The 19,362-nt window shown below is 50.2% G+C and carries 17 protein-coding genes; 10 read left to right on the top strand and 7 right to left on the bottom strand.

Annotated features, from left to right (window positions below; all coding sequences use genetic code 11):
- Window positions 1-17: 17 nt before the first annotated feature.
- Entirely contained in the window at window positions 18-1,232 is a 1,215-nt protein-coding gene (locus tag COW20_19435) for a hypothetical protein (GenBank protein ID PIW45687.1), read from the bottom strand.
- Window positions 1,233-1,337: 105 nt separating this feature from the next.
- Between COW20_19435 and COW20_19430 the strand changes: the two genes are divergently transcribed.
- The gene (locus COW20_19430; protein ID PIW45686.1) at window positions 1,338-3,095 is read left to right on the top strand and encodes an amino acid permease; all 1,758 of its coding nucleotides are present in this window, start codon (window positions 1,338-1,340) and stop codon (window positions 3,093-3,095) included.
- 374 nt (window positions 3,096-3,469) lie between these two features.
- Here the strand turns inward: COW20_19430 and COW20_19425 are convergent, their stop codons facing one another.
- Window positions 3,470-3,811 (bottom strand): hypothetical protein, encoded by a 342-nt coding sequence (locus COW20_19425; protein ID PIW45685.1) that lies wholly within the window; start codon window positions 3,809-3,811, stop codon window positions 3,470-3,472.
- Window positions 3,812-4,114: 303 nt separating this feature from the next.
- On the opposite strand from COW20_19425, the gene COW20_19420 reads away from it, so the two are divergent.
- Window positions 4,115-5,017 (top strand): hypothetical protein, encoded by a 903-nt coding sequence (locus tag COW20_19420; protein ID PIW45684.1) that lies wholly within the window; start codon window positions 4,115-4,117, stop codon window positions 5,015-5,017.
- A gap of 262 nt (window positions 5,018-5,279) precedes the next feature.
- Here COW20_19420 and COW20_19415 read toward each other — a convergent pair whose 3' ends face one another.
- On the bottom strand, window positions 5,280-5,564 hold the full coding sequence (locus COW20_19415) for a hypothetical protein (GenBank protein PIW45683.1): 285 nt from the start codon (window positions 5,562-5,564) through the stop codon (window positions 5,280-5,282).
- 9 nt (window positions 5,565-5,573) lie between these two features.
- Window positions 5,574-5,828, bottom strand: a complete 255-nt coding sequence (locus COW20_19410; GenBank protein PIW45682.1) for a hypothetical protein — start codon at window positions 5,826-5,828, stop codon at window positions 5,574-5,576.
- A gap of 240 nt (window positions 5,829-6,068) precedes the next feature.
- Between COW20_19410 and COW20_19405 the strand changes: the two genes are divergently transcribed.
- From COW20_19405 to COW20_19380, 6 genes are all read left to right on the top strand, one after another.
- Window positions 6,069-6,413: a toxin-antitoxin system HicB family antitoxin gene (locus COW20_19405; GenBank protein ID PIW45681.1), complete on the top strand. Its 345-nt coding sequence runs from the start codon at window positions 6,069-6,071 to the stop codon at window positions 6,411-6,413.
- A gap of 101 nt (window positions 6,414-6,514) precedes the next feature.
- Window positions 6,515-7,963, top strand: a complete 1,449-nt coding sequence (gene eat / locus COW20_19400) for an ethanolamine permease (protein ID PIW45680.1) — start codon at window positions 6,515-6,517, stop codon at window positions 7,961-7,963.
- 24 nt (window positions 7,964-7,987) lie between these two features.
- Complete coding sequence (locus COW20_19395) at window positions 7,988-9,337, top strand: glutamine synthetase (protein PIW45679.1); 1,350 nt, start codon at window positions 7,988-7,990, stop codon at window positions 9,335-9,337.
- Between the two features lie 106 nt (window positions 9,338-9,443).
- On the top strand, window positions 9,444-10,580 hold the full coding sequence (locus tag COW20_19390) for an alcohol dehydrogenase (GenBank protein ID PIW45678.1): 1,137 nt from the start codon (window positions 9,444-9,446) through the stop codon (window positions 10,578-10,580).
- Window positions 10,581-11,954 carry an aldehyde dehydrogenase gene (locus COW20_19385; GenBank protein PIW45677.1) on the top strand — a complete coding sequence of 458 codons (1,374 nt, stop codon included), beginning with the start codon at window positions 10,581-10,583 and terminating at the stop codon, window positions 11,952-11,954.
- A gap of 48 nt (window positions 11,955-12,002) precedes the next feature.
- Window positions 12,003-14,165, top strand: a complete 2,163-nt coding sequence (locus COW20_19380; protein PIW45676.1) for a hypothetical protein — start codon at window positions 12,003-12,005, stop codon at window positions 14,163-14,165.
- A gap of 3 nt (window positions 14,166-14,168) precedes the next feature.
- On the opposite strand, the gene COW20_19375 is transcribed toward COW20_19380, so the two are convergent.
- Window positions 14,169-15,359 (bottom strand): hypothetical protein, encoded by a 1,191-nt coding sequence (locus tag COW20_19375; protein ID PIW45675.1) that lies wholly within the window; start codon window positions 15,357-15,359, stop codon window positions 14,169-14,171.
- A gap of 347 nt (window positions 15,360-15,706) precedes the next feature.
- Between COW20_19375 and COW20_19370 the strand changes: the two genes are divergently transcribed.
- Entirely contained in the window at window positions 15,707-16,285 is a 579-nt protein-coding gene (locus COW20_19370; protein PIW45674.1) for a hypothetical protein, read from the top strand.
- A 31-nt stretch (window positions 16,286-16,316) separates the two neighbouring features.
- Window positions 16,317-17,252, top strand: a complete 936-nt coding sequence (locus COW20_19365) for a hypothetical protein (protein ID PIW45673.1) — start codon at window positions 16,317-16,319, stop codon at window positions 17,250-17,252.
- 9 nt (window positions 17,253-17,261) lie between these two features.
- On the opposite strand, the gene pfkA is transcribed toward COW20_19365, so the two are convergent.
- Both pfkA and COW20_19355 read right to left on the bottom strand, forming a co-directional pair.
- Complete coding sequence (pfkA, locus tag COW20_19360; GenBank protein ID PIW45672.1) at window positions 17,262-18,284, bottom strand: 6-phosphofructokinase; 1,023 nt, start codon at window positions 18,282-18,284, stop codon at window positions 17,262-17,264.
- Window positions 18,281-19,360, bottom strand: a complete 1,080-nt coding sequence (locus COW20_19355; protein ID PIW45671.1) for a histone deacetylase — start codon at window positions 19,358-19,360, stop codon at window positions 18,281-18,283. Before COW20_19355 ends, pfkA begins: the two co-directional genes overlap by 4 nt.
- Between the last annotated feature and the right edge of the window lie 2 nt (window positions 19,361-19,362).

Raw genomic sequence — 19,362 nt, 5'->3', positions numbered from 1 at the left:
GAAAGGGGTTAATTCACTCAGATCCAGGCAAAATAGCTGGCTAAAATCTGTTCTGCGCAGTGTTCCAAGCCACGCAGTCCGGACTGTGGTTCTGCTGGGTTCTGGGCGAGACAGGCTTGAAACAGGGTTCCCCAGGATTTTTTTCCATCCATTTCAGTCCACAGGAGCTGTGCTGCTGGGGCCAATTCCAGGGCCTGCCCCAGACGATTTTCCAGACGCAGTGTGTCTGTCTCCGTGGCGATGGCCTGAACCAGAGGGGATGGGCGGGGAATATCGTTTGTTTTCAGTGCCAGAGGCTGACGTGCAGAGGCAGTGTTTGCGGCCCCAGCGAAAAAAAGATAGTTATTTTGCCTGCGTAGTAGATCGATCAGGCAAAAGCGCTCTTTTTCACCCAGATTGAGCCAGTAGTCGGGCAATCCGGGCAGATAAACTGAGGCTTTCCAGCTTTCTTCGTCTAAAAAACGCAGAATTTTCCAGTCTTGATCTTCAAAGATCTGCCACCAGTGCGCCAATTCCCATTCCTGTTCACATACCTGAAGGTAGGTATCGACCAGGAAGGCCTCTGAATCTGCAAAAGCTAGGCCCAGTTCCTGCTGAATGAGCTTGCGGTCGCGCAGGTATTGCTGTTTCAGCGGGTTTTCGCTGGGCAAACCTTGAAAAAAAGTACGACAGAGCATCAGCCCTTCCTGTAAATCGTCAGGGGTTTGCCAGAGCCTGTGTAAAACCTGTTGAATGGCGCGAATTTCGGTGCGGGCATGGGGGTTATAGAGCATAATCGCCGCCAGACCTTCTGTTTTGAGCTGGACGCGCAAATGCTGAAGGGCAGCCGCAGGATCGGGCAGGTGGTGAAGCACCCCTGTGCAATAAATAAAATCAAAGCTTTGGTTGAGGTTCAGGTTCTGTAAATCGGCTTGGTGCCAGTGAATTTGGGCTGGATCGAGGCCTGCCTGCACAAATCTTTGCTGGGCCAAGGCCAAAGAGGGCCCGCTGATATCCACAGCGACAATTTGGGCCTGTGGATTGGCCTGGGCCAGTTTCAGGGTTGAAAACCCTGTGCCACAGCCTGCATCCAGAATCAGAGGCTTTTCATTCTGGCTTTGGCGGTGGTGACAATAATAATGGGCAAAGGCCCAGGAACTGGCGGGGGGTAAAATCTCTGGCCGAGCGCCCGTCTCCAGAGGGGGGTAGGGGCAAGCCGCGTATTGATTTTGAACAGCTTCTGTCGTTTTCATGGGCTCAGTTTAGCAGTTTTGAGCAGGGGAGATCCAGGCAAAAATTTTGAATTTTAGCCCAGGCCTGCGTTATGATAAGACCAATCAATTCTTAAAATGTAAATAATGGAAGCTACTCAAGAATCTCAACATCCTGTTCATAAACTCTCAGAATTACCAGCTACGGCCATTTGTGGCAATGATATCAGCTCTTCCTGTCTCTATGTTGCTGCTTTGGCAATTATATATTCCGGGCAATATGCCTGGATTGCCCTTTTAATGGTGGCGGGTGTTTTGTTCCTGTTTCGTAAGATTTACGGTGAAGTGGTGGGGGCCCTGCCTCTCAATGGCGGTGCATACAATGCCCTGCTGAACACCACCAGCAAGCTGATGGCCTCTTTGGCGGCTTGTCTGACTCTGCTTTCGTATATGGCGACAGCGGTGATCTCAGCCAGTGAAGCGATGCATTATGTTCAGAATCTCTGGCAGGGCTTTCCCGTTTTTGGGGCGACGATTTTGCTGCTCTTGCTGTTTATGGCCCTGACGATTTGGGGTATTGGGGAGTCTTCAAAGGTTGCTGTTTTTATTTTCCTTACCCATTTAACCACCCTCACGCTTTTGGTGGGGAGCTGTATTTACTTTGTTTCAGTGCATGGCTTGGATATTTTCTGGGCCAATCACCATGCGCCCGTCAAAGGCAATATCGCCCTGGCGCTCTTTTTTGGTTTTTCTGCAGCTATGTTGGGCATTTCGGGCTTTGAAAGCTCAGCAAATTTTGTCGAGGAACAGGATACGGGTGTTTTTCCAAAAACCTTGCGCAATATGTGGATTGTGGTCAGTATTTTCAATCCGCTCACTGCTTTTTTCGCCTTGGCACTGGTGCCTTTGGCCCAGGTGGCAGAGCACCAGGAAGCACTTTTGGCGCATATGGGGGAATTGGCCGGAGGCTCTTGGCTTTCCTGGCTGATCTCGATTGATGCCGCTTTGGTCTTGAGTGGCGCGGTGTTGACCTCCTATGTGGGGGTCAATGGTTTGATTCACCGCATGACCCTGGATCGCTGTCTGCCTCAGTTTCTGCTGAAATCCAATCCGCGGGGCACGACCCACCGCATTATGATCACCTTTTTTATTCTCTGTGTTTCGATTCTGCTGATCACCAAAGGCAATCTGGGGGCTTTGGCAGGGGTTTACACGATTTCATTTCTCTCTGTGATGGTGCTGTTTGGGGTGGGCAATATTCTCTTGAAAATCAGGCGTTCACGTCTGCCCCGCCCCGAAAAATCCTCAATCTTGGGGTTGCTGATCGCGATTGCAGCGGTGGTGATTGCCTTGGTGGGGAATGCGCTTTTGAATCCCCCCTATCTTTTGGTCTTTATTGAGTATTTTATTCCCACGATGGTGGTCGTTTTTATTACCCTGTTCCGTTCTGCGATCCTCAAAGGAATTTTGAGTATTCTGCATTATTTTGCAGAACAGGTAGAAACCTGGGTGGGCAAGGGCAACCACCTGGTTGAAACCATGCTGGAAGAAATTCACGCCCAGCAGTTTGTCTTTTTTACACGTGGGGACAATATTGCCTCGCTCAATCAGGTCATGCTCTATGTGCGGCAAAATGAAAATACGCGCAAAATCAAGATTGTGACTGTTGAAGATGGGCATACGGTGGTGCCAGATGCCCTGCCTGAAGAGATTAAGGTTTTGGATCGTGCCTATCCAGAGATAGATATTGAATTTTTGGTATTGCAGGGCCAGTTTACCCCAGATCTGGTGAGTCAATTGTCTGAGCAATGGGATATTCCCAAGAACTTTATGTTCATTGGCTCCCCCGGAGATCATTTTCCCTACCGGCTCTCGGATTTAGGTGGTGTGCGCTTGATTATCTAGCGCGAGAGGGCTGCTGGATTTAAAAGTCCAAAAAATAGTACAAACTCCGGTTTTGAAGCGAATTACCACGTCCTGCGACCTCCTGAGGTCTTCACGACTTCCAGCCGGGTGACTCCATTTTCAGGACCCTGACATCTCCAGCGTTTGGTTACGCTCCTGACGTCTTTTCTGGAAGTAGTTATCTCTTTGCAGAGATCCCTCTTCAGGCTTCTTGCCGGACCCTCAGGGATTTTCCCCCGCTTTAAGTGCACCGGAACAAACCTTGCAGCTTCTTCCAATCGTTTCCCTCTTGCCGTTTTTACGACTGCAGGGCTTTTCCCTTAATGCGGATCCGTTGCGCTTGCGCGCCCGATTCCCTCTCGTCCTTAGCCCCTTCAGGGTTTTGCACTCCCTGTTCGTTGGCTGCTGTTGCCAGTGCCGGCCGCTCCTGCCTTTTTCCTCAAGCACTTGCGCACCTGAGCCGAGACTTCAGCGGTTCTTGTCCACACGGGACAGTGTTCCGAACAGTTCGTGTGTTTTTCCGCAAGGAAAAACCTTGACCCTCTTGGGCGTTCACCCTTCAGGGAGTTCTTTCTGCCCGGAGCTTCCCGCTGCTTCCAGCCGGTTCCCTGCTTTCCGTTTTGACGGCTCTCAGGTTTTGCTCCCCGGGTCGAGACCGGCATCTGCTCACTTGCGTGAACCGCCACCCCTCCTGGGTTTTTCTCCGGGCGTTTCACCCGGACCGTTTGTTACGTTTCTTCGCTTCACCGAAGTTCGTGATATCAAGATACTAAGATTTGGTTATGAATGTCAAGGTTTGGTTGTGAAAAAATTATGATTAAATTAATATTTTTGATTTTGTTTTTTAAAAAAAACAAGGCTGGCCCTGGGTTTGATGCGAAAATCTGTTTAAATGAAAAAAGTATAAATAAATATTTCTTCATATTTGTTTACAATTTATTTTCTTTGGGTATAGTCTCAACAGGCTGGCCAGCCCCTTAAAAATAAATCTATAAATTCAATGAGGATCAGAAGCTAGAGTGTTCAAACAAATCTATACAAAATTTTCCCTGGGTCTTGTTTTGCTTTTGTCAGCCTGTGGAACGCAAAATCTAAGCGCTGGCATGCAGAGTACAGCTCTTCAGGCCCCTGGCGCTTCCTTTTCAATTCAAAATCTGAATGCCCCTGCGCATTTAAGCGCGCTGCAACTGCTTTTGGATGGCGATCAGCCCGCGAATCGCCTGTCTCCTGCCCGCAACGACTATTCTTCAGCCAAAACCATGGTCTGGCCGGGAGAGGGGCTGACTTCAAATGCCACAGTTTGTGCGCCTTTGGTCAGTTTGGCCCTCAAACACAGTTATGCCAGTCAGGGCCTGAGTTCAACCGCATTTAAAGGCATGACAGGGGGCAGCAGCAGTCCCTATCCTTCGCAGTATTATCAGGCTTTTCAGAACGCGCCTGTGGGCTATGACAGCCAAACCCAGACCCACTGGCAGTTTCAACAGATTTTCAGTCTTTTTTCGCTGCAGGCCGGCGATCTGATTGCCATGGATTATATGGATGCTGAAAATGGCTGTGCGCTCGACAAAAATCCAGATCAGACCAGCAGTTCCAGTTCAGCCAATGGCCATATGGCGGTCTTGGAGGCGATCTCCGAGCCTGTTGCAGAGACGATGCCCGGCACAGGGGTGGCCAGTCTGCGCTTTGATCTGGTGGTGCTGGATTCCAGCAGCAGTTACCATGGCTCTCAGGATACACGCGTGCTCTATCCCGAGTCTCAGGCTCCCTTTGTGGCCGATCAGGGCTTGGGGCGGGGCACCATGCGCTTTTACGCGGATCCCCAGACCGGTACTGTGCTGGGCTATAAATGGAGTACCGGCAGTTCTTCAACCTGTTTGCCCAGCCAACGCAGAGTCGCTTTTGGGCGCATCAACAGCTTTTAAATAGTCGGTCTTTCTCATGCCGGTGGAATCAGCCAAGCTTGATTCCACCGGTTTTTTCGTGCTTTTTTGACGTCGTTTTGGGGGCTCTGCTGGCGTCAATAATACCTAATTAAAATAGGCTGCAAATCTTATTGAAACGAAGGTGTAGATAATTTTCTATGCTATGAAAAATGTTGTCTGAATCTTACCTGGACATTGTTGATAATTACTTATATACTTTGCTGCAATTATCTATAGTGCTCCCCTTCGTCAAGACAGTAAATCACGCAACATTAACTCCCTGTCCTGAAAACGTGTTACAGTCTGCATAAAAAACCTGATTGGGTGTTTTATAGTTTAAAGCTTGGTGATACCTCCTCTGGTTGTAAAACTGGACATAGTGCTTGATTCCAACCTGCAATTCCAATACATTTTGGTAGTCTTTGAGATATAGGTCTTCGTGTTTGAGACTGCGAAACCAGCGTTCAATGAAAATATTGTCTAATGATCCAATTTCTTTCAAGGGTGAGCTGGCCAACCTCTTTGTAAAGCTCTTCGATAACCTTATCTTTTTCCTTTAAATCGGCCTCAATGTCTTTCTCTTTTTTCTTGCGGTTGAACACTGTGATGGCATCAATGCTCTCCTCTTTCGCACGGCTCCGTTGTCGCCTGCGACTGAGGGTTTTTCCAGGAATTCTTGTTTCCATTGGGCCAGCAATTTGGGGTGAACCTCATATTTTGCTGCCACTTCTGCTAGGGTCTGGTCTTCTTTTAATGCCTCTAAAACGGCTTTGGTCTTAGTTTCTGCTGAGTGTCTTCTTCTGTTTTTCATAATTTTCCTCTCTGAGTCTTAATCTCTCAGATCAGGAACTTAAATTCACGCTTTCACTGTCCGGTTTCTGGGGAGCAATATAACGCTTGAAAATGGTACTAATTTACGGTACCATAAAAATGTGAAGAAAAAACACAGTAAAACACTTGTCGCTATTTTTGCTCATCCCGTCAGCGCCAATACAGACAAAGGTGCAGTGGCCAGTGTTAGAAACTGGCTCAAACAACACGGAGTCAAACCATGAATATTATGAAATTGAATGGATATCAGGCAAAAATTGAATATGACCCTGATTTGGATCTGTTTCGAGGTGAAATTTTGGGCTTGAATGGGGGCGCAGATTTTTATGGCTCCAATCCTGAAGAACTGCGTAAGGAATTTCACAACTCTTTAACGGTTTTTTTAGCGGTTTGTCGTGAAAAAGGTATTGAACCGCGCCGCCACTATTCTGGCAATTTCAACCTGCGTATTTCACCCGATCTGCATGAACAATTGACGATTTTTTCACAAGCTACGGGCAAAAGTCTCAATACCTTGGCTCAAGAGGCATTAAAGCGTTTAATGCAGGAACAGGTGGCCAGATAGGTCTCATCTTATTTTCTTGGCATGGATTATTAAATCCCCCCCTCTGGATTATCCCTGCAAATTGAGCTACCCTTAAAAAAAGGGATTTCCGGGGGCTAAACGTGGAAAATGCAGATCTCAAGGCCAAATTAGGCACCCATCACCTCGAAGAATTCGCACTGAAACCGGTTCTGAAACCCATTCACCTCTGGGCCATTGCCGTGGGAATGGTTATTTCAGGCGATTTTTTTGGCTGGAATTTTGGCCTAAAAAACTCTGACCCCGTCGGTTTTGTGACTGCCATTGGCTTGGTCACCCTGCTGTATATCACCTTTGTTTTCAGCTATACCGAACTCACCACTGCGATTCCGAACTCGGGCGGGCCCTATGCCTATGCCCGCCGTGCAATGGGGCCTTTTGCCGGCTTTATTGCCGGTTTTGCCACCTTGATTGAATTTGTCTTTGCCCCCCCGGCGATCGCCTTGGGGATCGGGGCCTATCTTGAGTTTATCGCCACCACCTTTGGCTTGGCCCTGCCCCCCTTGCTCAGTATGGAACCCCGTGTCTGGATTGCCCTTTTGGCTTTTGCCCTGTTTATTGGCATCAATCTGCGTGGGATCAAAGAAGCAGTCACGCTTGAGCTGGTGGTCACCCTGCTGGCGATTTTTGTGCTCCTGGTGTTTTATGCGATTACCCTGCCCCATTTAAAATTCACGCAACTGCTTCAGCCACCCCTCTTTGAAAAGGGCTGGGGCGGCGTCTTTTCGGCCTTGCCCTTTGCGATTTGGTTTTACCTCTGCATTGAGGGCGTGGCCATGTCTGCTGAAGAAACCGCCAACCCCCGCAAAGACGTGCCTTTGGGTTATATTGCCGGGATTGGTACCCTGGTTTTTTTAACCCTGGCGGTGACTGTCTGCACTTTGGGGGTCACGCCCTTGAGTACTTTGGCAGAAGTGCAGTATCCCCTGCCCGATGCCGCTGCCCGTGTGCTGCCTGCGGGGCATTGGTTGATTAAAATGATAGCCGTTTTGGGGGTCTTTGGTCTGATTGCCAGTTTTAATGGGATCATTATTGGCTATTCCCGCCAGGCCTTTGCCTTGGCCCGTGCCCATTATCTGCCGCATCTGATGGCGCATATTCATCCCCGTACCCAAGTGCCTCACTGGGCGCTGATTCTGCCGGGGATCTTTGGCATGGCCGCCTGTCTGACAGGTTTTACCGATCAGATCATTACGATCTCGGCCATGGGCGGCCTGGTGCTGTATATCGTTTCGATGATTTCGCTCTTTGTGCTGCGGGTTGAAGATCCCGAGATGCACCGCCCTTTTATTGCGCCTTTTTATCCGTTTTTTCCAGCGGTGGCCCTGACACTTTCAGTGCTCGCCCTGGTGACCATGGCTTGGTTCAATGCCCTGCTCTATTTGATTCTCTTGGGGCTTTTTGCCTTGGGCAGCCTCTATTTTCTGCTGGTCCGCCGCGAAGTGGAGTCAGAGGAGGAACTCTACAGCGTGGACGATTTCGAACATTTGCACCAGACTGGCGAATTGCCAGCGCTTTTAGATAATCCCTAATTTCAATTCTGGAAGGAGTCTCCCATGTCTCAGGAAATTCTCAATGAAATTTTGCAGGACCCCCGTCAAAAGGTCAAAGTTGCCCTGTCTGATCTCGATGGCATTCTGCGCGGCAAATACATGCACAAAAACAAGTTTTTATCTGCGGCAGAAGACAGTTTTGGCTTTTGTAATGTGGTTTTGGGCTGGGACTCTTCAGATGCCTGTTATGATTATGTTGACTATACCGGTTTGCATACCGGCTTTCCCGATACCCCTGCCCGTGTGGATCTGAAAACCTACCGCCGTGTGCCTTGGGATAACCACGTGGCCTTTTTTCTGGCAGAATTTCTCGACCGCGATGGCGGCCCCCTGGATTTGTGTCCGCGACAACTTTTAAAGAAAGTTTTGGCAAAAGCTGAGCGTATGGGCTTTGCGGTCAAGGTGGGCATGGAGTTTGAATGGTTCAATTTTCAGGAAACCCCTCACAGTCTGGCCGAGAAAAATTACGTAGGCGCCGAACCTTTGACCCCCGGCATGTTTGGCTATTCGATTCTGCGCACCACGCTGAACCAGGAGTTTTTCAATGCCCTGATGGATGAATGTCTTTCCTTTGGCATTCCGATTGAAGGCCTGCACACAGAAACAGGGCCGGGTGTGTTTGAGGCTGCCATTACTGTTGATGAAGCCCTTGAGTCTGCCGACCGGGCGATTCTCTTCAAGAGTGCGGCCAAAGAAATCGGGCTGCGTTTTGGCATTATGCCGAGCTTTATGGCCAAACCCAGTATGTCTTTGCCGGGGTGCAGCGGGCATATTCACCAGAGTTTGTGGGATGAACATGGCAATACCTTTTATGATGCCAACGACAAACACCGCATGAGCGAGACCTTCCGCCATTATCTGGCGGGGCAAATGCTGGCCTTGCCAGAGGTGCTGCCGATGTATGCCCCCACCATCAACAGTTACAAGCGTTTGGTGGAAGGCTATTGGGCGCCCACCCGCCCCACTTGGGGAGTGGATAACCGTACCACTGCCTTTCGGGTGATTCCTGGCAGCTCCAAGTCAACCCGTCTGGAAGTCCGCATTCCGGGAGCTGATGTGAACCCCTATCTGGCCATGGCGGCTTCGATCGCCAGTGGCTTGTACGGCATTGAAAAAAAATTGGCCTTGGACACTCCTGCGATTGAAGGCAATGCCTATGCCGCTACCCATGTGCCGCTTCTGCCACGCAATCTGTATGAATCCAGCAGCCGCATGGCGGAGTCTGAACTGGCGCTTGAACTCTTGGGCGAGCGTTTTGTTCGCCATTTTACTGCGACTCGTTTTTGGGAGTGGAAACAGTTTCACAATACCGTGACCGATTGGGAACTCAAGCGCTATTTCGAGATTATTTAAGCCCTGGGCTGTGGGCTTGAAAAATCCTTCTGAAAGGTAGGTGACAAGCGCACTGAAGAGTGCTTAAATGCCTGTATTCAGGTTTCGCGGAAAGGACAGTCTCGCAATGGCTATTTATGGATTTAATTTTCCTACCCCGATTCGGTTTGGCCCCGGTGCACGGAAAGAGGTCGCTCCTCATCTTGTGGCTCAGGGGCTGAGCCGCCCTTTGGTGGTCACAGACAAGGGGGTTTCACAACAGGCTTTTTTTACAGATTTTATTGCGGAATTAAAAGCACAGGGGCTTGAGCCCGCAGTCTTTGATGGAATTTTTGGCAATCCGGTTAAATCACAGGTTTTGGCTGGGGCTGAGGCTTTTCGGGCGGCTGAAGCCGATTGCATGATCGGCATCGGTGGCGGTGCGGCCCTGGATGTGGCCAAGGCGATTGGCGTGTGTATCCACCACCGCGAAGATCTCTTTGCCTATGAAGATCGGCCTGGCGCTTTGGTGATTGATCAGCCCATTCCCTATTGGGTGGCTTTGCCCACCACGGCCGGAACTGGCAGTGAAGTTGGGCGCAGTGCGGTGATTTCAGATGATACCACCCACCATAAAAAAATTATTTTTGCACCCAGTCTGCTGGCCCGTCAGGTTTTTGCAGATCCTGAACTGACCTTGGGTTTGCCGCCCCACTTGACAGCCGCTACAGGAATGGACGCGCTGACCCATTTGGTGGAAGCCTTTCTGGCCCAAGGCTACCACCCGATCTGCGATGGGATTGCACTGGAGGGCATGCGCCTGGTTCAGGCCAGTTTGGTGCGTGCTGTTCAGGAGCCAGGCAATTTGCAGGCCCGTGCAGACATGCTGCTGGCATCGATGATGGGCGCTATTGCCTTTCAAAAAGGCTTGGGGGTTGTGCATTCCTGCGCCCATGCCCTGTCGACGGTGGCCGATCTGCACCATGGGCTGGCCAATGGCATTATGATCAGCCATGCCCTGCCTTTTAATGCCGAAACAGAGCCTGAGCGTTTTGAGCGCATGGCCGCGAATCTGGGCCTGGCTCCTTCGGTTGAAGCCTGGTTCCACTGGTTGAATGCACTGCGCGCTGAAATTGGCATGCCCCACCGTCTGGGCGATGTTAAAGTGGGCCCAGAACATTTGCAGGCTTTGGTAGAGGTGGCTCTGGCGGATGCTTGTCATGCTTCCAATCCACGGCCTTGCAGTCGTGAGGATTTTGTAAATATCTTTCAAGGGGCCTTTTAAATGAGTGAACTTCATGTAACGAATCCTGCAACGGGTGAGATTATTGCCAGTCTACCGATCGATAAAGAAGAGACTGTCAGTGTCAAATACAGCCGTGCCCGTGCCGCTCAGCCTGCTTGGGCGGCGACTCCCCTGTCACAGCGTCTGGCCTTGATGCAGAAATTCAGGGAAAGGCTGATGGCCGAGCACGAGAGCCTGGCCCGTCTGCTCTCCCAGGAAGTGGGCAAACCGATTCGCCAGGCCCGCAATGAGCTTCATGGTTTTTTAGCCCGTTTTGATTATTTTCAGAATCAGGTGGCTGAAGTGCTGGCTGAAGAAGAGGTCTACCGCGAGGATGGCCTGCGCGAGACCCTTACCCAGGAACCTCTGGGGGTGATTGCCAATATTTCAGCTTGGAACTATCCCTGGTTGGTGGGCTGCAATGTCTTTATCCCTGCCCTGCTGACAGGCAATACGGTTTTGTATAAACCCTCTGAGTTTTCAAGCCTGACAGGGCTGGCCATAGCTCGGCTTTTTCAGGAAGCCGGTTTTCCTGAGGATGTGTTTATTCCCGTGATTGGCGGGCGTGAGACGGGGGCTGCGCTTTTGCAGGAAGATCTGAATGGGGTTTTCTTTACGGGTTCCCATGCCACGGGAGCAGCGATTGCCGAAAGAATGGCAGGCCGGATGGTGCGCCTGGGTATGGAATTGGGCGGCAAAGATCCGCTCTATGTCTGCGATGACGTAGATATTGCGGCGGTGGCGGCTGCTGCTGCCGATGGCGCTTTTTATAACAATGGTCAGAGCTGCTGTGCTGTCGAGCGCATCTATGTGCATCACCATATCTACCCGGCCTTTTTAGAGGCCTTTACAGCCGTGGTGAAAGCGTTTGTGGTGGGGGATCCGCTTTCTGAAGAGACGTATATTGGGGCTTTGACCCGAGGGCCTTCTGCGCTGATGACCCTAGAAGCCCAGGTGGAAGATGCTTTGCATAAGGGGGCGCGTCTGCTCTGTGGTGGCCAGGCCCTGGAGCGTGAAGGCGCTTTCTTTGCGCCGACAGTACTGGCTGATACCAATCACAGCATGGAAATCATGCTCGAAGAATCCTTTGGCCCAATCATTGGCATTCAGCCCGTCTACCAGGATGAAGAGGCTGTGACCTTGATGAACGATACGCTCTATGGTCTGACCGCCAGCGTGTATACGCCGGATCAAGAGCGGGCACGTAAAATTCTCAGCCGCATGCATACCGGAACGGTTTACTGGAACTGCTGTGACCGGGTCAGCCCCCATCTGCCCTGGACGGGGCGGGGGCATTCGGGCCTGGGTTCCACCCTTTCACGGGCCGGAATTCTCAGTTTTACCCAACCCAAGGCCTGGCATTGGCGGGGCTAAGGCAAACTGTTGGGCTGGTTTAAACCAGTAAGTGAGAGGGAGATACAGATGTCTGGGTTCAGAGCGGATTTTCTTTTCTTTGGGATTTTGTTATTTGTGGTAGGGGCCTGCCAGCCTTTGCCTGTCGCAAAAGAAAGTAGTGAACAGCCAATCCGGGTTTCTCAGCCCAGTCAGACTCCCCCTCGCGTTCCTGTAACGGTCGCTTCGCCGCTTGTTTCGAGCTGGCAGGTTCAAGAACTGAAAACTGTCTTGCGGGATGAGGTGCGGGCGTTAGCCGTTAATCCAAAGAATCCACGCCATATACTATTTTCCACAGCTCAAAACTGTTTTGTCAGCCGGGATGGTGGGCTGCATTGGCAAAAGAGTGTGCAGTGGTATCATCCTTCAAAACAAAGCCATGAGGCTTTTTTCTTTTCTCCTGAAAATCCTGAGCATGTTTTTTGGGTTGGAGATACAGAACTGGATGAATCCAAGCAAGGCGGGAGTGATTGGGGGCTTTTACCGCAGGAAGAGACTCAGAAAACAGAGATCTCCCCCTTGCTTTTGCCTGTGCGCTGGAGTTCATTTGTTTCGGAACTGCCCATTGAGCAGATTCTTGCGTCTCATGGCGATCCTCAAATTTGGTATGGGATTCAGGCTGCAAACAGCAGCCAGAACGGGAAACTTTGGAAAAGCCAGAATGCAGGTAAAACTTGGCAAGAGGTTCAAGCAGGCACATCGGAGCGACGTATCATCGCTTTTTGGCTGGATCCTTTCAAGCCGGATAGCCTGTATTTACAAACAGATCAGGGGATTTTTCTCAGTTCAGATCAGGGAGCAAATTGGGAGCTTTGGAATCAGCAATTGGGGCCAGCCCCCAAACCACACGATCCCTGGGTTTTTGATCCCCTGAATGCTGAGCATATTCTGGTCAATGCCGGTGGGCTTATTTATGAAAGTCAGGATCAGGGCAAAACTTTTAAAGCCTGGCAGAATCTGCCGGGAAAAGTGATGACATCGCCTCAGTTTGTCAAAGAACCCGCTGGTGGCTTTTTTGTGGGAACAGATCAAGGCGTCTTTTTCTGGAATGGAGAAGTCTGGGAAGACCGCAATGGCTTTATTTATCGTGAAGGCTTTCAATTCCTGGCTTTTTATCCTGATGTTGAGCAGCAGGTGGTGGGGGTTCTGAATTACTCACAATTGTTTTCTGTGGATCTTAATACGCAGAAATTGGTGCTTCATGATTCAAATTTGGGATCCGCTCAAGTTTTGAAGTTCTCTCCTGATGCGCCTTATACGCTTTATGTGGGCACTTCATCGGGCTTATGGGCCACCCAGAAGCTTCACCCGCTTAGAGATTTTCAGTATCGCCTCGATACGTCGGTGACACCCTTGCCCGATAGTCGAAATCTGACGGCACTGACGTTTCTTACGTTTTCAGACAATCAGCTGCTCGCTGCTCTTTCTGGAGGGTATCTTTCTGGAGGCGGCCCCCCTGTTCTCTCTCAATATACGCCCGGCGATTTAATCTTGGGGGATTCAAACGGTCAGAACTGGGGGCTGACAGGCTATATCGGGAATACGGATAAGCCTGATCAGCGTATTTGGACAAGCAATGAGTTTTTTGTTTACGGTCTCTGGTCCTGGCAGGATGAGCAGCAAACCCCCTTGCTTTTGATCAGTCAGGAAAATTGCTATCCAAATTTACGGTTCCGTTCATCTCCTGAACATCCTGTAGATATGATATACAATGTTTATTTTAAAGAGCTTCCTATGCAGTATTTTGATCTGAGATCATTCAAAATGAACTTGGCTGGCATTCAAAACTTTTATAGATGGTGCAATGCTCAGGCAGATTTAAGACTTCGTGTGGTACTTCCAGGTTCTCAGAAAACATGGGCGTTGACTCAAAACGGTCAGCTTTTTCAAGGAACGGTTCGTCCTGAAACTTGGAAAAAAGTCGGCGTGGTGCCTGGATGTGAAGACCCTTCGAAAGACATTTCTTTTAGCGACAAGTTTCTCTGCCAGACCCTTTTATTGGACCCTCGCGATCCCAATAGGCTCTATGCTGGCAATGGCAAAAGTGTGGTCATGAGTTCAGACGGTGGATGGCACTGGCAAGAACTTGCCAATTTCAATGCCCAAGTACTCAGTCTGGTGATGAGTCCGCGTCCCCCTTATCGGATACTGGCCGGAACTGAAACAGGCTTATACCTGCTTCAGGAAAGCTGAACCCTAAGGCGCAGGCAATTCTTTGACCAGTTTCAGCAGCGGGCGCAATACCCACAGGGCTGCCAAACCAAAAAGCAAGGCCAGCATCCACAGGGTCGGCCGCAGGCCTGCTGTATCGGTGACCCAGCCGGTCAGTGGGCCGAGCAGGGCAAAACCCAGACGAAAAAGCAGGCTGTTGAGTGAAAGCACCGTGGCCCGGATGGCGCTGGGCGTGCGCCAATTGATCGCATCTTTGAGCAGAATTTGGGTAATGCCCCGGCTGAGCGGAAAAAACAAACCAATCAAGACCACCCACCCCCCCGAGCTGAGGGCCAGCAGGGCATAGCCCAGAATCGGCAAACTGCTCAATGCCAGCAGCAGTGCGCCAGAGCCCAGGCGTTTTTCCCAGGAACTGACCTGGCGGCCAGTAAAACCTACCACCAGGTTGATCAGGGTCCAGAGCAGGCCAAAAAGGCCCAGGGGGATCCCTTCTGCCTGCCAGAGCTTTTGATTGAGCCAAACCATGACAAAGGTCGCCAGACTCCAGACGATTTGATTGAGAAAGATCAGGCGCAAAAGGCGATCCTCATGAAAAACATGGCGCCAGACCGTGTGCAGATTCTGCCAGTGGTTTTCGCGGCTGAGTTTTTCATAGGAAGGCTCCTTTAAAAAGCAGACCATGCCTATCGGCAAAAGGGCGACCAGGGCCTGGGCAGCCAGCACATGGCGGTAGGAGAGCAGTACCAGCAGACCACAGAGCACCCCTGCCAGGGCTTCAGACAAAACCTGTGACATTTGGTAATTGGCAAGGGTTTTGGTAGCCACTTCACGTTCCTGGCTTTCCTGCTTGAGCCAGTCATAGAGCATCGACACATCGGTGCCTGAAACCAGGCTGACGGCCAGCCCCAGAATGCCTTCGTAGATCAGCATGCCTGTAAAGTCTTTAACAAAATAAAGATAGCCAAAGCCCAGGCCCCAGAGCAGGGTGCCGGCCAAAAGCGTGCCTTTGCGCCCCCAGAGATCAGAGAGATATCCCGAGGGAACTTCAAAGGCTGCGCAAACCAGTCCAAAAAAGACCTGCACGAAAAAGACCTGCTGCATGTTTAAACCCAAACTGAGCTGGTAAGGCACCAGAATGGGAATCACGGGCAAGAACATCCAGAAAAAACCAAAGGCGTTGAGTTTGCGCAACTCACGCCGGATCTGCGTAGCCATGATGTGTATTCTCCTTGGGGTTTCTGAATGACGCAAGTCTGAGGGGTTAAGTTCCCACGGGTTTTGATTAAATAGGTTTTAAGTCAGATTAAGCTCAATTGGGGAGTATTTTACTAGAACAGAGAGCCAATAAGCTTAAATGCGTCTTTAACGTGACGTTTATCTCATGGGAGGGGAATGACGCAAAAGCAAGCCTGGAGATCTTTTTAGTATTATTAAGGGTTCTTTAAGCTTAACCATTTCTTAATAAAAAAAGAACCTTCCCTTTACCAAGTTTTTTATCCTGGCGCCTATAATCAAATTAAGAAATCATTAAACACTAATTAAGTGACAGGAGACAGTTCCATATGACGCTTGCAATCAGCTCTTACAACAACCCTTTTCAGGTTGCTTCTACCGGTACGTCCAACTTCTCTCCCTACTCCCCCGTGGCTCCTTCCACTGATACAGGCACAGGTACAGGTTTCAGCACCGACTTTACCTCTATTTCCTCTAAACTTGCCGCTGGTGCGGGGGGTGGTTTTGCCGCTTATAAAATGGGTGCTCAAATGGGCCAGAATATCAAAGGTATTTTCTCTGGCGGTCAAGGCGGTGGCTTTTTCACCGGCGTTAAAAATGTAGCAATTACTGGTTTTAAAGGCGCAGGTCTCTCTGCTCTTGTCGGTGCGGGTGTATCCGCAGTTGCCAACGGTGTAGGTGTTGCCACTGGTAAAGTAGACTCCAGCCAGGCTGTTAGCAATGTCGTTGGCGATACCATCACCTCTGCTGTAGGTGGTTTGGGTGCCGTTACCTTGGGGGGGCTTGGCAATCTGGCCCTTAGCTCCATGGGCGTAGGCGGTCTGCCTCTGACCATTATCACCGTAGGCCTGGGTGCCGCAGGTGGTGTGGGTGCCTCCTTCCTCAAAGACAAAATCATGAACAAATAAGCTTCAGCTTATTTGTTAAAAGCCCCCGGTATTGTCCGGGGGCTTTGCTTTTGGCAAATCAAATTGTGTTATTCTGTACTGCATGCAAACCCTTCGTCAGTTTTTGAAAAAATTTAGCTGGGCGCTTTTTCTCTACCGTCTTTTTAAAATTGTCCTGATGGAACCGCTGAATCGGGGACGGCGGTTTGAGTTTTGCCGACGTTTTCTGTGGTGGTATTTATGGGCAAAACCACGGCAGATACCCACTTTGATTTTGCTTGAAAATGGTATGAAATCTAAGGTTTATCCAGATTCAGATTCTGGCGTGAGCAATATTTTTACCCGCAATGTAGATTATTATGAAACCCAATTTATTCGTTCCCTGCTCAAACCCGGTGATTTTATTGTTGATGCGGGCTGCAATGTGGGCAACCGAACATTGATACTTGCAGATCTGATAGGGGGGGCCCTGCTCTTTGACGCTAACCCGATCTGTTTGGAGCGCTTGCGTGAGAATTTCAGTTTGAATCAGATCGACATGACGCATTACTATCCCCTGGCCTCAGCCGTAGGAGCAGAAAAAGGCTCGCTCTATTTTTCAGATATGGGGGGTACCCATTGCTCGAACCATATTGTTTCACCGACTGAAGCTCTTGCTTCAAGAGAAGTTCCCTTGACCACTGTGGATCTGGAATTGGCAAGCTTGAATGAGTCCCCCTGCCGTTTTATAAAGTTTGATTTAGAGGGGTTTGATCTTGATGGGCTGAAAGGCGCTGAACAGACCTTGCGTTCAGGGCAGGTTTATCTGGTTGAATTTGAGCGTTGGTCAACAGTTCCTTTAATAGGTTTTAGCGAATTCTTTGGGGCTTTGGGTTGGGTGATTTTTAGTTTGGATACACAGGGAAAACCTACCCAAGATCCAGATATTATCTCAGTTAAAAGCAATTTATTTGCCATGTCCAAAGAACGCCTGGCTACTTATTTTTAGATTTGAGACTTAACTGCCCGGTGTCAGTTTTTTTGCCATTAGGAATTCCTGGGCCATGTATTCCTGATAAAGACTGAGAATCCGTTCGCGTTTGCCTTTGCCCACATCTGCCAAGGGACAAGTGGTAATTTCATTGCGCACCAACCCGACCATGACGTCTTTTGCGCCAGCCATGAGTTGGCGCACGGCGTGAATGCCGAGTTTGCTGCCCAGTACCCGATCAAAGGCCGAAGGAGATCCTCCTCTTTGAATATGGCCCAGTTTGGTAAAGCGAATATCGAGGTGTTCGTAGCCTCTCTCGCCCAAATATTCTGAAAGTTCCTGGCCCAGTTCCTCGTCGCTGAAAGGGGTAAACCCTTCAGCCTTGATCACGATTGCGTGTTTTTTGGAGCGACGGAAGGCTTTGTAAATCAGGTTACAGAAGGCGGTTTTATCGAAGGTATCCTGGTTTTCAGGAATTAGGGCTGTGACGGCACCGCATGAGATACCACTGACCAAGGCCAGATAGCCACAGTCGCGTCCCATGACCTCAATCACGAAGAGACGGCCATGTGAAGAGGCTGTATCGCGGATTTTATCCACGTTATACACGATGGTGTTCAGAGCGGTATCCACCCCCAGACACATATCTGTGCCATGCAGATCATTGTCGATGGAGCCCGGAATGCCCACCACCGGAATACCGGTTTCTTCATGCAGGGCATGGGCTCCTGCCAGAGAACCATTGCCGCCGATCACGATCATGCCCTCGATATCCCGGTGTTGCAGATTCTGATAGGCTTTCATCAGATAGGGTTTTTCTTTAAAACGGGGGAATCGGGCCGTTCCGAGGATCGTGCCGCCCAATTGCAGGGTTCCGGCAATATCCTGGTTGGTGAGGGGCAAAATATTGCCTTCGACCAGTCCTTTATAGCCATCATAGGCGGCATAGACATGGATATCGTTGAAGCTGGCTTCACGGATAATCCCACGCAGAGCGGTATTCATGCCGGGGGCGTCTCCCCCACTGGTAAGAACAAGTATTTTTTTCATGACAGCTTTAGTTTTCCGTTTAATAAGGGTTGAATCATTCTAACTTTTTCAATCAGGCGGTTGAGTTCCGCTGGATCATGTGTACAATTCAGGGCCTGAAAGGGCTCTTCGGGTTTCACGTTCTGCTCTTGAATTAGGGTTTGCAGGGTGCCGTCCACAGAGGCGGCCAGTGCTGTTACATTGTACCCTCCTTCCAAGATAAAACCTGCTTTTCCTTGGCAGAAACGGTGCGCAAGTTTCATGACCTCTTCCGTGAGCTGCGAAAAGCCGGCAGCGGTCAGGTTCATATCCGTGAGTAAATCCGCGAGGTGCGCGTCATAACCGGCTGAAACCAGAATAAGTTCCGGGCGATAGGCCTCAGCCAAGGGCACTACCAATTCCTGAAAACTGCGCAGATATTCGGTATCTCCGTATTTGAGCGGCATGGGGATATTGACGTTGGTGCCGTAACCCGCGCCTTGTCCCAGATCCTCCAGGGCCCCTGTACCCGGCCAATTGGGAAATTGGTGCCAGGAGACAAATAGCACGCGTGGATCTTGATAAAACAGGTGTTCAGTGCCATTGCCGTGGTGGGCATCCCAATCCAGAATCAGAATGCGTTTAAGGCCTTGGTTGAGTGCATGGCGTGCTGCCAACGCGATATTGTTAAACAGGCAAAAACCCATGGTATGGGCTGGCATGGCATGGTGTCCGGGGGGGCGGATCAAGGAATAAGCCGTTTGGCTTTCGCCTGAAAGCAGGGCTTCAACCATTTCAGTGGCTGCACCAGCGGCTTGTAGGGCGGCTTCATAGGAGCCCTCTGAAACCAGGGTGTTCTCATCGATCCTTTTACCGGGGCCCGCACTGTGGCAAAAGCGCTCAAGCATTTGCACATAGCTGGGGTCATGCAAACTGAAGAGCAGTTCTTTGTTGACTGGCTGGGGGGCTCGCTTGGGCAGGTTTTGCCAGACTTTTGATTCATACAGACGCTTTAAAATGGTTTGCAGGCGCAGGGGCGATTCTGGGTGGGTGTCTGAATGGCTGAGATTTTGATGCTTGAGACAGGCTTCAGAATAAAAAAGCAATGGTTTCGACATGA

This window comes from bacterium (Candidatus Blackallbacteria) CG13_big_fil_rev_8_21_14_2_50_49_14 (genome assembly GCA_002783405.1).
Lineage (GTDB): Bacteria > Cyanobacteriota > Sericytochromatia > UBA7694 > UBA7694.
The sequence above is the reverse complement of the archived record's forward strand: the minus strand, read 5'-3'. Positions and strand labels throughout refer to the sequence as shown.

What these genes read in the sequence shown, in the direction of transcription:
- COW20_19435 (PIW45687.1), bottom strand. Translation starts at nt 1,232, where the DNA reads ATGAAAACGACAGAAGCTGTTCAAAATCAATACGCGGCTTGCCCCTAC.
- COW20_19430 (PIW45686.1), top strand. Translation starts at nt 1,338, where the DNA reads ATGGAAGCTACTCAAGAATCTCAACATCCTGTTCATAAACTCTCAGAA.
- COW20_19410 (PIW45682.1), bottom strand. Translation starts at nt 5,828, where the DNA reads ATGAAAAACAGAAGAAGACACTCAGCAGAAACTAAGACCAAAGCCGTT.
- COW20_19405 (PIW45681.1), top strand. Translation starts at nt 6,069, where the DNA reads ATGAATATTATGAAATTGAATGGATATCAGGCAAAAATTGAATATGAC.
- COW20_19395 (PIW45679.1), top strand. Translation starts at nt 7,988, where the DNA reads ATGTCTCAGGAAATTCTCAATGAAATTTTGCAGGACCCCCGTCAAAAG.
- COW20_19390 (PIW45678.1), top strand. Translation starts at nt 9,444, where the DNA reads ATGGCTATTTATGGATTTAATTTTCCTACCCCGATTCGGTTTGGCCCC.
- COW20_19385 (PIW45677.1), top strand. Translation starts at nt 10,581, where the DNA reads ATGAGTGAACTTCATGTAACGAATCCTGCAACGGGTGAGATTATTGCC.
- COW20_19380 (PIW45676.1), top strand. Translation starts at nt 12,003, where the DNA reads ATGTCTGGGTTCAGAGCGGATTTTCTTTTCTTTGGGATTTTGTTATTT.
- COW20_19375 (PIW45675.1), bottom strand. Translation starts at nt 15,359, where the DNA reads ATGGCTACGCAGATCCGGCGTGAGTTGCGCAAACTCAACGCCTTTGGT.
- COW20_19370 (PIW45674.1), top strand. Translation starts at nt 15,707, where the DNA reads ATGACGCTTGCAATCAGCTCTTACAACAACCCTTTTCAGGTTGCTTCT.
- pfkA (PIW45672.1), bottom strand. Translation starts at nt 18,284, where the DNA reads ATGAAAAAAATACTTGTTCTTACCAGTGGGGGAGACGCCCCCGGCATG.
- COW20_19355 (PIW45671.1), bottom strand. Translation starts at nt 19,360, where the DNA reads ATGTCGAAACCATTGCTTTTTTATTCTGAAGCCTGTCTCAAGCATCAA.